Source organism: Gemmobacter caeni, from assembly GCF_003054195.1.
Lineage (GTDB): Bacteria > Pseudomonadota > Alphaproteobacteria > Rhodobacterales > Rhodobacteraceae > Gemmobacter > Gemmobacter caeni.
The window spans coordinates 92,199-104,950 of the sequence record NZ_QBKP01000006.1; the positions used below are offsets into that span (position 1 = coordinate 92,199).

General features: G+C 65.6%; 12 protein-coding genes. 3 read left to right on the forward strand and 9 right to left on the reverse strand.

Annotated features, from left to right (window positions below):
• Positions 1 to 60 precede the first annotated feature (60 nt).
• From C8N34_RS10885 to metG, 3 genes are all read left to right on the forward strand, one after another.
• On the forward strand, positions 61 to 1,281 hold the full coding sequence (locus tag C8N34_RS10885) for an MFS transporter (RefSeq protein ID WP_108128890.1): 1,221 nt from the start codon (positions 61 to 63) through the stop codon (positions 1,279 to 1,281).
• A gap of 79 nt (positions 1,282 to 1,360) precedes the next feature.
• Positions 1,361 to 2,113, forward strand: coding sequence for an SDR family NAD(P)-dependent oxidoreductase (locus C8N34_RS10890; protein ID WP_108128891.1), 753 nt, complete (start codon positions 1,361 to 1,363; stop codon positions 2,111 to 2,113).
• Positions 2,114 to 2,246: 133 nt separating this feature from the next.
• Positions 2,247 to 3,965 (forward strand): methionine--tRNA ligase, encoded by a 1,719-nt coding sequence (gene metG, locus C8N34_RS10895; RefSeq protein ID WP_108128892.1) that lies wholly within the window; start codon positions 2,247 to 2,249, stop codon positions 3,963 to 3,965.
• Between the two features lie 216 nt (positions 3,966 to 4,181).
• Here the strand turns inward: metG and C8N34_RS10900 are convergent, their stop codons facing one another.
• The 9 genes from C8N34_RS10900 to C8N34_RS10940 all read right to left on the reverse strand — a co-directional run bounded on the left by C8N34_RS10900 (position 4,182) and on the right by C8N34_RS10940 (position 12,711).
• Entirely contained in the window at positions 4,182 to 5,579 is a 1,398-nt protein-coding gene (locus C8N34_RS10900; RefSeq protein ID WP_199750660.1) for an aminomethyltransferase family protein, read from the reverse strand.
• Positions 5,580 to 5,833: 254 nt separating this feature from the next.
• Positions 5,834 to 6,454 (reverse strand): TetR family transcriptional regulator, encoded by a 621-nt coding sequence (locus C8N34_RS10905; protein ID WP_108128894.1) that lies wholly within the window; start codon positions 6,452 to 6,454, stop codon positions 5,834 to 5,836.
• Between the two features lie 34 nt (positions 6,455 to 6,488).
• On the reverse strand, positions 6,489 to 7,241 hold the full coding sequence (locus C8N34_RS10910; protein WP_108128895.1) for an SDR family NAD(P)-dependent oxidoreductase: 753 nt from the start codon (positions 7,239 to 7,241) through the stop codon (positions 6,489 to 6,491).
• Entirely contained in the window at positions 7,241 to 8,047 is an 807-nt protein-coding gene (locus C8N34_RS10915) for an HpcH/HpaI aldolase family protein (protein WP_277878228.1), read from the reverse strand. The genes C8N34_RS10910 and C8N34_RS10915 overlap by 1 nt, the downstream gene beginning before the upstream one ends.
• Complete coding sequence (locus tag C8N34_RS10920; RefSeq protein ID WP_108128896.1) at positions 8,044 to 8,826, reverse strand: FAA hydrolase family protein; 783 nt, start codon at positions 8,824 to 8,826, stop codon at positions 8,044 to 8,046. Before C8N34_RS10920 ends, C8N34_RS10915 begins: the two co-directional genes overlap by 4 nt.
• Positions 8,827 to 8,836: 10 nt before the next feature.
• On the reverse strand, positions 8,837 to 10,291 hold the full coding sequence (locus C8N34_RS10925; protein ID WP_108128897.1) for a 2-hydroxymuconic semialdehyde dehydrogenase: 1,455 nt from the start codon (positions 10,289 to 10,291) through the stop codon (positions 8,837 to 8,839).
• A complete protein-coding gene (locus tag C8N34_RS10930; protein ID WP_108128898.1) occupies positions 10,284 to 10,997 on the reverse strand; it encodes a class II aldolase/adducin family protein in 714 nt (237 codons plus the stop codon). The genes C8N34_RS10925 and C8N34_RS10930 overlap by 8 nt, the downstream gene beginning before the upstream one ends.
• Positions 10,997 to 11,854, reverse strand: a complete 858-nt coding sequence (locus C8N34_RS10935) for a VOC family protein (protein WP_054301527.1) — start codon at positions 11,852 to 11,854, stop codon at positions 10,997 to 10,999. The genes C8N34_RS10930 and C8N34_RS10935 overlap by 1 nt, the downstream gene beginning before the upstream one ends.
• Positions 11,851 to 12,711, reverse strand: a complete 861-nt coding sequence (locus tag C8N34_RS10940; RefSeq protein WP_108128899.1) for a VOC family protein — start codon at positions 12,709 to 12,711, stop codon at positions 11,851 to 11,853. The genes C8N34_RS10935 and C8N34_RS10940 overlap by 4 nt, the downstream gene beginning before the upstream one ends.
• Between the last annotated feature and the right edge of the window lie 41 nt (positions 12,712 to 12,752).

Genomic DNA, 12,752 nt, shown 5'->3' on the forward strand with positions numbered 1-12,752 from the left:
TGTCATCCGGGCGCAATCCGGGCCAACCTGCCCCTCAAGCCCTGCCGGAATGACGAGCCGATGCGACTGCTGATCTCTTTTGCCGCCCTGTTCCTCGCTGTCGTGCTGCTGCAACTCGGTTCGGGTGGGGTCGCGCCGCTGGACGCGATTTCGGGCGCGAGCCTCGGTTTTTCCACCGAACAGCTTGGTCTGCTGGGCTCGGCCCATTTCTTCGGCTTCTTCATTGGCTGTTGGTGGGCGCCGCGGCTTATGGGGTCTGTCGGACATTCCCGCGCCTTCGCGGCCTTCACGGCGGCGGGGACCATCGGCATTCTGGCGCATATGCTGATCGTCGATCCGCTGGCCTGGTCGGTGATGCGGATGGCTTCGGGCCTTTGTGTTGCAGGCTGTTACACGATCATCGAGGCATGGTTGCAGGACAAGGTGACGAACGCGACCCGCGCCCGCGCCATGGGGGTTTACCGGGTTGTGGACATCGCGGGCAGCCTTGGCGCGCAGCTGATGATCGGCGTGCTGGAGCCTGCCTCCTACGTTTCCTACAACCTGCTGGCGCTGCTGTGCTGCTGTGCCATCTTCCCGCTGACCCTGACCCGCAGCGAGGCGCCCCCTACCCCGCTGGCCCCCCGCCTGCGCCCCGGTCTCGCATGGCGCAAATCACCATTGGCCAGCATGGGGGTGGTGGTATCGGGCGTGACCGGCGCAGCGTTTCGCATGGTCGGCCCGGTCTACGGGCTGGAGGTCGGTCTGGGCGCCGATCTGATCGCGCTGTTTCTGGCCGCCTATGTGCTGGGCGGGGCAGTGGCGCAAATTCCGGTCGGCTGGCTCGCCGACCGCTATGACCGCCGGTCCGTGCTGATCTGGATATCGGTCGCGGGCATCTTCGCCTGTGGCGCCACCATCGCTCTGGCGGCCTCCGGCATTTCCGGCGTCTTTGCTGCCGCCGCGCTGTTCGGATTTGCCACCTTGCCCGTCTATTCCATCTCGACCGCGCATGCCCATGACTACGCCGAGCCGCAGGAAAGGGTGGAGCTTTCGGCGGCGCTGATGTTCCTATATGCTGTCGGCGCCATCGCCAGCCCCTATGTCGCCTCGCTGGTGATTGAACATTTCGGGCCGGAAGCGATGTTCGTGATGATCGGGATTGCGCATGCCGGACTGATCGTCTTCGGCTTCGCCCGGATGCGGGTGCGCCCGTCGCAGACCCGCACCGCCTATACCTATGAACCGCGCACGTCATTCCTGATCGGGCGCCTTCTGAAGCGCGACCGCACGGGAGAGTGATCGGCCATTTGCGCCGGATCAACGCGATCACCCGCCGCCTGTGCCATACTGCCCCCACAAACAGCGACAGGAGGCAGAAATGCAGATTTCCTTTAGTGGCAAGACGGCCCTTGTAACCGGAGCGGGCTCCGGCATTGGCGAGGCCATCGCGCTGGAACTGGGTCGTGCCGGGGCGCGGGTCATTGTGGCCGACCTGCACCCCGATACGGCTGCCGCCGTCGCCGACCGGATCGTCGCGGCGGGTGGACAGGCCCAGCCCGGCGCGGGCGATATCTCGGACCCGGCGGTGGTGGAGCGCCTGGTGGCCGAGGCGGTGGCGGCGGGCGGCAGGATCGACCTGCTGGTGAACAACGCCGGAATCGGCGGACCGACAGCGCCTTTGGGCGAGTATCCGCTGGAGGGCTGGCGACAGGTGATGGGCGTGAACCTTGACGCCGTGTTCTACGGGTTGCGCTTCGCCATTCCCGAGATGCTGAAATCCGGTGGCGGCGCCATCGTCAACATGGCCTCGATTCTCGGCTCGGTCGGCTTTGCCAATGCGGGCGCCTATGTGGCGGCGAAACACGCGCTGCTGGGGCTGACCCGCACCGCCGCGCTGGAATATGCGGCGAAAGGCATCCGGGTAAATGCCGTGGGCCCCGCCTTCATCGACACGCCCCTGCTGGCCAACCTGCCCGAGGGCGCGAAAGAGGCGCTGGTGGCGGTGCATCCGGTGGGGCGGCTGGGACAACCGGCGGAGGTCGCGGCGCTGACGCTGTTCCTCTTGTCGGATCAGGCGAAATTCATCAACGGATCGTATCACCTGATCGACGGCGGATACTGCGCGCAATAGGCCGAAAGCCCTTTTCCCGCCTCGTCTGCGGCGCTAAACAGCGCCGGAACGGAAAGGCCTGTGGCGCTTGGCGGCGCAGCAATGGAAAGGCCCGCGGCGCAGGATGGTGCCGCAATGGAAAAGGGGACGCGGCATGGCTCGGATTCTCATCACTTCGGCTATTCCCTATATCAACGGGATCAAGCATCTGGGCAATCTGGTGGGCAGCCAGCTGCCCGCCGACCTGTTCGCCCGCTACATGCGCGCGCGCGGCAACGAGGTCATGTTCATCTGCGCGACCGATGAACATGGCACCCCGGCCGAGCTGGCCGCCGCGAAGGCGGGCAAGCCGGTCGCAGAATATTGCGCCGAGATGCACGAGGTTCAGGCCGATCTTGCGCGCGGCTTCCGGCTGTCCTTCGACCATTTCGGGCGATCCTCCAGCCAGCGGAACCACAGGCTGACCCAGCATTTCGCGGGGCAGCTGGCTGATCACGGGCTGATCCGCGAAGTTTCGGAAAAGATGATCTTTTCCATCGACGACAACCGCTTCCTGCCCGACCGCTATATCGAGGGCACCTGCCCGAACTGCGGCTATGACAGCGCGCGGGGCGACCAGTGCGACAACTGCACCAAGCAGCTTGACCCGACCGACCTGATCAACCCGCATTCCACGATTTCCGGCTCCACCAATCTGGAAGTGCGGGAAACCAAACACCTCTATCTGATGCAGCGCGCCCTGCGCGACAAGCTGGAAGCCTGGATCGACAGCAAGGCCGACTGGCCGGTGCTGACCACTTCCATCGCGAAGAAATGGCTGAATGACGGCGACGGCTTGCAGGATCGTGGCATCACCCGCGACCTGCATTGGGGTATCCCTGTGATGAAGGGCGATCAGCCCTGGCCGGGGATGGAGGGCAAGGTCTTCTACGTCTGGTTCGATGCCCCCATCGAGTATATCGCGGGCACCGCCGAATGGGCCGATGCCAATGGCAAGCAGGACGCCGATTGGGAACGCTGGTGGCGCACCGACAAGGGCGCCGAAGACGTGACCTATTACCAGTTCATGGGCAAGGACAACGTGCCCTTTCACACCCTGTCCTTCCCCGCCACGATCCTGGGGTCGGGCGAGCCGTGGAAGCTGGTCGATTACCTCAAGTCCTTCAACTACCTGAACTATGATGGCGGCCAGTTCTCCACCTCGCGCGGGCGCGGGGTGTTCATGGATCAGGCGCTGTCGATCCTGCCTTCGGATTACTGGCGCTGGTGGCTGCTCAGCCACGCCCCTGAAAGCGCCGACAGCGAGTTTACATGGGAGAATTTCCAGGCTTCCGTGAACAAGGATCTGGCCGACGTTCTGGGCAATTTCGTCAGCCGCGTGACCAAGTTCGCCAAGTCCAAGCTGGGCGAAACGGTGCCGGAGGGCGGCGAATTCGGCCCGCAGGAAACCGCGCTGATCGCGGAACTGGGGGTGCGCATCCGCGATTACGAAGGCTATATGAACGCGATTGAGGTCCGCAAGGCGGCGGCCGAGTTGCGGGCGATCTGGGTGATCGGGAACGAATACCTGCAAGCGGCGGCACCGTGGAGCGCGATCAAGACCGATCCGGCTCGGGCCGAGGCGATGATCCGCCTCAGCCTGAACCTGATCCGGGTCTATGCGATCCTGTCGCAGCCCTTCATCCCCGATGCAGCGCAGGCCATGATGGCCGCGATGGGATCAGACGACTGGACCTGGCCCAGCGACGTTCCGGAGGCCATTCGCGCCCTGCCCGCCGGGCACGCGTTCACCGTGCCGGAGAACCTGTTCCGCAAGATCACTGATGAGGAACGCGCCGACTGGCAACAGCGCTTTGCGGGCAAGCGCGAGTGATCGGGACATCATCATCGCCGTCGCAGAAAGCTGGTCACCATCGCTAATGCGTGGTGCAGGGACCGTCAGAAATGGGCGGCCCCGATGTGCTGAGAGCTACAGTTGCCAGAGCCGCTGACCGGAGAGCCTGTTGGGACGGGCAGCAATCGGATTTCGGCGACAGACCGCAGATCAATGGCCCCCAACGTGGGGGCCATGATGGCGGCGCGAACTGGGTCAGATCACCGCGCGCAGTTTTTCCTGGGCCTCTTTCGAGAAGGGGGCAAGGTGGACCGTGGCGCGGATCGTCGTTTGGTCGTGCCGTTCGACATGGGGTTTGCGCGAGCCGCCGCCCACTTCGCCCCAGGTCAGCACGACCTCGGTGCCTGGTTCGGCAAAGGCTTCGTCGACACAGGCCAGTGACAGGAATTCGCGTTCGTTGATGTTGTAACCGCAATATTGCGACATGCCGATCAGCGCGCCATCGGCGCTGCGCAGTTCATCTGCCTGGGGCCAGCCGTAATAGGAGGTGGGCATGTCGATCGCCTTGTAGATCGGCCCGTCGCCGGTCTGAGAGGCGAAGATCCTGGCCACATCGTCATGATGCCAGCGCAGCACGCGCTTGACGCGGCGCGGGGCCTGCATCTGCGCCTCAAGCGCGGCGCGACCGATGAAATCATGGTCGAACTTGACGAATTTCTCATATCCCAGCGCCGAGGGCGTCCAGTAATAATCCTCGATATCCCGGCTGTAGAGGCTGCCGCCCAACTGCATGTTCGCCTCCCAGCTGTCGGCCGGCAGCCATTCGCGATAGGCGCGCAGCTCGTCGCCGGTATAGATGCCGGGCAGCGGATAGGGAATCCAGCCGTCTTCAAGCGGGGTGGAGTAATAGGTCCGGGTGCCTGCCTGGCGCAGGCCGCGCTTTTCGCCCGCAGCAAGGATCGCATCGCGCACCCGGTCGAGTTCGGCGAAGGGGCCCGAGAGTTCCGCCCCGGCATGTCCGGCCATGCCATGCCGCAGCACATGCACCCGGCAGCCCGCGATGGTGACATACGCGGTGTGGAAGAACCTGATCTCGGGCCAGCCGCCCTCGCAGATCTCGTCCAGAATGTCCCGGGCATTGGGGCCTTCAAGCTGAAAGCGGAACTTCTCGCGCTGGCCGTCCCTGGCGTAGGGTGTGCTCGGATCGAAGCGCATCTGCACGTCATAGCCGCCGGTCTCGCCGTGGAAGCGGACCCAGTTCAGAACCGGCATGCCAGAGATGAGTTCGAAGCCCTCTGCCTCGCCATAGTAGTTCAGCACGCAGTCGCCGACATGATGGCCGCGCGGGGTGACGCAGAAATACTGCTTCGCCCGGTCGGTCGAGAGGTTCGAGAAGGTGCAGGGGCTGAGATATTCCAGAAGCTTGCGGGCATCGCGGCCTTTGACGAACAGGACCGGCATGTGATGCGACTGGTTGAACAGCACCGCCGTTTCGCGCCAGGCGCGCTGTTCTTCGCGCCAGGTCGTGTATTCGGGGGCGATCAGCGTGGCGAGGAGGCCGGTGCGCGACTTGTGATACTGCGAGATCGTGTCGTTGTAGAGGTGATCAACCAGATCGGGCGTCTGGTCGATCAGGTCCTGAAGCGTTTTCATCTTTCCGCTCCGCATGTCGGGTATGGACGGCTTTTGGGGTGAATTCGGGCATGCATCTTCGATCGCACAGCGCCCTTTGGCTGCGCGGTTCGGACCCTGCGCTGCTCCTCCTCTGATCGCGCGGGTGCGGGGTTATCGTGCGGGCAGGATAAGGCAAGACGGGCGAAAACGCAACTTACAAGGAGTATTCCTTGTTTTTTAAGTAGCTGAGAACTTGGGCAGAATCAGCACTGCAACCATTTGTTTTTGAAAACTTAAAGCCCGGACGCCAGCAAGGCGCGCGAGGCGTCACGCCATTGTGCGATGATCTTTTCGCGTTCGTCTCCCTGGGGCAGCCAGGTCTCGGCAAGATAGAGACCGCGCATCAGCACATGCGACAGGTCGACATAGCGCCGGGCGACGGCGGCCTCCTGACCCAGGCGGATCAGGACCTCGGTCCAGACATCGTCGAGCCGCCGCCTCGCATCAAGGACGATCGGGTGGATCACCCCGGCCAGCGCCCTGTCGGCACGGGCGGCGATGAGAAGCTCGATCTGGGCGGCATAGGCAGGGGCGAAGAAGAAGCGTTCCGAAGCGGAAAGGAAGGTGCCGACCGGATCGCCCGCCATGTCCGGGCTTGCGGCCGCTTCGCGCGCTTCGGCCACGGAACGCTCAATGGCATGGTGGCAGGCGGCGGCGATGAGGTCGATCTTCCTGGGATAATAATGCTCAAGTGCCCCGCGCGAAATACCGGCCCGCGCAGCGACCCCGCTTGAGGCGAAGGCGACGTAGCCCTCGGTCGCCAGGATTTCGAGCGCCGTGTCGAGGACCGCGGCCTGCGTCGCCTCGCGCCGTTCGCTTTGGGTACGCCGCCGGCGCGCCGGTTGTTCCGCCATCTTCCCGCCCTTCGCCGAAGCCACCTGCCCCTGCCTAGCGGGACAGGAAGCCGCCGTCGACGGGCAAGTTATGGCCGGTGATCATCGCCGCTGCATCAGAGGCAAGGAACAGGATCGCCGCCGCGACCTCCTCCGTCTCGGCCATGCGGCCAAGCGGCATCGCGGCCTGCATACGCTGCATAAGCGCCGGATCGCTTTCAAGCTTGCCGATAAAGCCGGTGCGCACCCAGGTGGGGGCGACGGCATTGACGCGGATCAGCGGCGCCCATTCATTCGCCATGGCACGGGCCATGCTGGCAACCGCGCCCTTGGTCGCGTGGTAGGACAGGTTCGGGTAGAGCCCGCCGCCCGAGAAGGCGAGGATCGAGGACAGATGCACCATGGCCGCCGGGCGGCCGCGCGCCAGCATGCCGCGTGCGACCGCGCGGGAGACCAGAAAAAGCCCGGTCTGGTTGACGGCGACCACCCGGTCCCAATCGGCCTGCGGCATCTCGGTCGCGGCCATGCGCAGCGCGATGCCAGCCGAATTGACCAGAATGTCGATGCCGTCCAAAGCCGTTTCGGCCTGCGCCAGGGCAGCCTCGACCTCGTCGGCCCGGGTGACATCGGCGGCAAGCGCCAAAGTCAGCCCCTCGGCCGAGCAAACGGCCCGGACCGCCGCTGCGTCGCGATCCAGGATCGCCACCCGCGCGCCGGCCCGGTGAAACAGCCGCGCCGTGGCAAGGCCAATGCCACTCGCCCCGCCTGTGATCAGGGCCGCCCGACCCTCCAGCCGGAACAGGTCCATCACGCCTCGCGCAGCGCGTCGCGCACAGACCTTGCGGCGGCGACCAGCAGGCCAAGATCGACGCTGCCCGCGACGAAGGCATAGCCCCAGGACAGGTAGCGCCGCGCATCAGCCGGATTGGTGGCCAGGATGCCGCCGGGCTTGCCCAGCTTGTGCAGCCGCGCGATGGCGTCTTGCAGCGCGGCCTGCACATCGGGATGCGCCGGATTGCCCAGATGCCCCATCGAAGCCGCAAGGTCCGAGGGGCCGATGAACACGCCATCGACGCCCGGAACCGAGGCGATCTCTTCCAGACGCGCCAGCGCCTCGCCGGTCTCGATCTGCACCAGCAGGCAGATCTCGGCATTGGCGACGCTGAAATAATCCGCGGTCTGGCCATAGCGGCTGGCCCGCGTGCCACCGGCCACGCCGCGGATGCCGTGCGGAGGGTAACGGCAGGCGGCGACAGCGGCCGCCGCCTCCCCGGCTGTCTGGACGAAGGGCACCAGCAGGGTCTGCGCCCCCATATCAAGCGCGCGCTTGATCAGCACCTTGTCGTTCCAGGCCGGACGCAGCACATGGGCCGAGGGCCCCGCAGAAGCCGCCTGCAGCAAGGGTTGCAGATCGGCCAGATCGACGGCCGCATGTTCGGTGTCGAACAGCAGCCAGTCGAAGCCCAGGAGGCTCAGCGCCTCGGCCGTCACCGCATTGGGGATCGACAGCCAAAGCCCGTGCAAAGCCTCGCCCGCCGCAAGCCGCGCCTTGAAGGCGTTGCGCGGGGCGGAAATCGGGCCGGTGGTCAGCGGGTGATGCGGCAGGCCGGTCATGTGAACTGCACCGAAACCGAGCCGAGCGGGCCGAAATCGGCATGCAGCGTATCGCCCTTTTTCGCATGGACGGGCCGGGTGAAGCTGCCTGACAGCATCATATGGCCGGGTTCCAGCACCGTGCCATATTGCCCGACCTTGTTCGCCAGCCAGGCAATCGCCATCGCCGGATGGCCCAGCACGCCCGCCGCAAGACCGGTCTCTTCGATTTCCGAATTGCGGTAGAAGATCGCGCCGACCCAGCGCAGGTCCACATCGGTGGGCCGCACCGGGCGGCCGCCCAGGATGATCCCCGCCGCCGCGCCATTATCGGCCACCGTGTCGAAGATCCGGCGCGGTTCGGTCACGCGGGCATCGATGATCTCGATCGAGGGCACGACCCATTCGGTGGCGCGCATCACGTCGATCAGCCCGATGCCCGGGCCTTTCAGCGGTTCTTTCAGGATGAAGGTCAGCTCGGGCTCGACCCGCGGCACGCAGAAACTGTCGAAGGGCACCTTGGCGCCGTCGTTCAGGATCAGGTCGTCGAACATATAGCCGAAATCCGGCTCGTCGATCTTCGAGGCCGCCTGCATCGCCTTCGAGGTCAGGCCGATCTTATGGCCGATGATGCGGGCGCCGGCCTTGACCTTGGCGTCGGCCACGGCCGAGGAGATCGCATAGCTGTCTTCCAGCTCGATCTGCGGAAAGCGTTCCGAGGGGCGCAGGCCCTGCACCTTGGTGCGGTGGCTTTCCAGAAGCGAGGCGACGCATTCCGCCCGCTGGTCTTCGGTCAACATGGGGCTTTCCTTAAAGCTTGATGCAGATGTTGCGAAGTTCGGTATAGAACTCCATCGAATGGACCCCGCCCTCGCGCCCGATGCCCGAGGCCTTGGCGCCCCCGAACGGCGTGCGCAGGTCGCGCAGGAACCAGCAGTTCACCCAGGAAATCCCCACCTCGACCTGACGGGCGACGCGATGGGCGCGGCCCAGGCTTTCGGTCCAGATCGTGGTGGCAAGCCCGTAGGGTGAGTTGTTGGCCAGGGCGATCGCCTCGTCCTCGGTGTCGAAGGGTTGCAGATGGGTGCAGGGCCCGAAGATTTCCTCGCGGATCACCGGACTGTCTTCCGCAAGGCCGGTCCAGACCGTGGGTTCCACCCAATAGCCACCTTCATAGCCCTGGATCGACGGCACGCCGCCACCGGCCAGGATCTGCGCCCCGCCCCTGGCCGCGCGGTCGTAATAGGACAAGACCTTGGCGCGATGTTCGGCCGAGATCACCGGACCCATGGTCGTCGCGGGATCGAAAGGGTCGCCGAAGCGATAGGCCCGCGCCTTGGCGGCCAGACCCTCGGCCACGCGGTCGAAAATGCCGCGCTGCACATAGATGCGTTCGGTGCCCAAGCAGACCTGCCCGGTATTCGCGAAACAGGCGCGCCCGATCCCTTCCATCGTCTTGTCGAAATCGGCATCATCAAAGATGATCCCGGCATTCTTGCCGCCCAGTTCCAGCGAAACCGGCCGCACGCCCCTGGAAGAGGCGGCCATGATCGCCTCGCCGGTCGAGGTTTCGCCGGTGAAGGTGATGCCGTTCACGCCGGGATGGCGGGTCAGGAATTCGCCGGCCGAGCCGGGGCCGTGGCCATGCACCACGTTATAGACGCCGGGCGGGATGCCTGCGGCGTTCATCACCTCGCCCAGAAGCGTGGCGGTGGCCGGGGTTTCCTCGGACGGCTTCACCACCACCGTATTGCCGCAGGCCAGCGCGGGCGCGACTTTCCAGGTCATCAGCAAGAGCGGCAGGTTCCAGGGGCAAACAACCGCGATCACCCCGCGCGGTCCGCGCACGGCATAGTTCAGCGCGCCGCCGCCATCAGGCGTCGCCATCTCGAAGCTTTCATTCGACAGCGTCATCACCTGATCGGCGAAGACGTTGAAATTGGCGGCCCCGCGCGGGATGTCGATATGGCTGGCAATCGAGCGCGGCTTGCCGGTGTCGCGAATCTCGGCGGCCAGGAATTCGTCGAAGCGGGCGTTGATCCCGTCGGCCACCTTGCGCAGCAGCGCCACCCGTTCGGCCAGGGCCATCCGGCCCCATGGGCCTTTCAGCGCTCGCTGCGCCGCGCCCACCGCCTCGTCGACCTGATCGCGGTCTGCGGCGCGCACCTCGCCCAGCACTTCGCCGGTCGAGGGGAAGTGGTTGGCGAAGGCCTCGGCCCGACCGGGAACGAAACGCCCATCAATGAAATTCAGAAACTCAGTCATCACGCTCTCCTTGCGGACCCGTGGCCGCGGCGCCTTCAGGGTCGCCTTCGGTCAGGTAGTCCCACATCCGTTCAAAAATCCGTCCGGCCTTGGTCGCCCGTTCGGCTGCGGCCTCAGGTCCGATCACCGGCGCATCGGCGAGGCCCGAGGCCAGCGCCGCCAGTTCGATCCGGCAGGCATCTTCCAGGTAGAAGGCCAGGCCCAACGCCTCGGTCAGGCTGTCGCCCGCCACCACCGCGCCATTGCCACGCATCAGCAGGCCCCGGCTGTCGCCCATGGCGGCGATCGCGCCCTTGGCCTTGGCATCATCGCGCACCAGTTGCGGATCATCCCACAACCCGACGCGTGGGGCAAAATAAGTGCCGAAGCCATGGCGCATTGCAGGCACGCGGCCCAGCGCCGCCAGGGCCATCGCCTGAGGCGACATGAAGCGGATCACGCCGCCCGCCTCGGGCCGCAGCGCATAGATCCGCTGATGCAGCCGCACCTCGCCCAGCACGCCCTCGGGCAGAGGGCCATTCACGGGCACCACGGTGCAGGCCTCGCCCGGGCGGACATGGGCCAGGGGTTTCGACGGCGCGACCAGAAAGTGATCGGCGTCGATCCGGGCCGAGCAATGGCCATAGGCATGGACCAGCCCTGCCCGCCCCAAGGCCCGCGCCGCGATCCGCACCGTGCGGGCCAGCGTTTCAATCTGCGCCGTCATCATTTCTTGAACGCCGCAATCTGTGGAGCAGAGCCCCAGTGGCAGAAGCCCTTCGGCTCGAAATGGAACTGGCGGTCGCGCCACGCCGGTTCGTCATGGATTTCGCGCACGCCGGTCGAATATTCGAAGGTCATGCCCTCGGGCCCGGTGAAATACAGGAATTCCGCCGAAGAGGTCGGATGCGCGCCGGGGCCGAAGGTGATGTTCACCTGGTTCTCGCGCACGAAATGGAACGAGCGCTGGATGTCGTCAGTCGATCCGACCTGGTGGTTGATGTGCTGGATGCCCGCGCGGTGAAAAGGGAACAGCGCAATGGAATGGTGGATCGTGCCCAGCCGCATCAAAGGCGCATCGCCGATCCGGTCCGACACCCGGGCATTGCAGACAGAGGTCCAGAAATGTTCGTCCCGCGCCAGATCGGACGAACACAGGCCGACATGAGAGAAGCCGGTGATCCCGGCATTGCGGCTGCCGTGATAGTCAAGCCCGGTGGTTTCCGGCCGCAGCACGAATTCGATCACATTGCCGGTCGGGTCGCGGAAGCGGATGAATTCGCGCACCATCCGTGCTTCGCATTCCGCGCGGGTGCCGTAATAGACATCATGGCCCAGCGCTTCCAGCGTGGCGCCGGCTGTGTGCAGATCCTGCGCCGTGCCGATCTCGAAGGCCGTCATCTGATCGGTCGGGTCGCCCTCGAAATAGCACAGCGTATGGGCGCGGGCGTCGGATTTGAAATAGACCGCGCCCTTGCGCCGCTCGGCCACTTCAAGCCCCAGGATATTGACCGCATACCATTCGGCGCCCGCCAGATCGGTTGTGCCCAGGCGGCAATAGACGACATCGCGAAGTTCGATCATCCTTCGGTCCTTCCCTGAAATTCCGGCTGCGTGCTGGGCGAGCCCCAGGCGCAATGCGACCGGGCGGCATCGGCGAATTGGCGCGGGCCGCGGGTTGCGATCTGCGGGCCCTTCTCCATGCCGTGGATATAGGAGAACAGAAGCCCCCCCGGCCCGCGCGTGGTGACGAAACTGGCGCCCGAAGTGGGCTGGCGGCCGGGCCCGGCCACGACGGGCAATTGCAGCTTCTGGAAATGATACCAGTTGCGCATGATGTGATCGCGGGTCGCGACCTCCCAGCTTGCGCCCAGGATGCCGTCCCGCTCCGACGGATAAAGCGCGATGCGGTGATGCGCCTCGTCCAGCGCGAGGAAAACCGCGTCACCGGCATAGTCGCTGACGCGAAGGCCCAGGCCCCTGACCCAGAACTCCTCGCTCGCCGCGATGTCGCGGCAGCACAGCGAGACGGCGGCGAAATCGCTGATCCCGGCATCACGCCCGCCATGATAGGGCCAGCCCGAGGTCAGCGGCCGCCACACCAGCTCCACCGTCACGCCATTCGGCGCGGCGACCGCCAGCCCCTGTTTGACCTGCCGCACCGCGCAGGCCTCGGCCGAGAGCCGGGCCGATGGATGGCCCGCTGCCGCCAACCGATCGGCCAGGGCATCCAGATCCTCGGGTCGCGCCACGGTCAGCGCCACGGCATTACCGTCGCCCCGCGCGCAGCACAGCGCATAGTTGCGCGCGTCCGAGCGGAACAGGGCACGGTTGTCGTCGCGGTCCATCGGCATCAGCGCAAAGACATCGGCGGCGAAGGCGCTCGCCGCCTCAAGGTCTTCGACATCGACGCGCAGATAGCGCAGGTCACGATAGGTCATCTTCGTCTCCGCAGGGCTTGGCGGAGGCCGGGCAGGCTGGC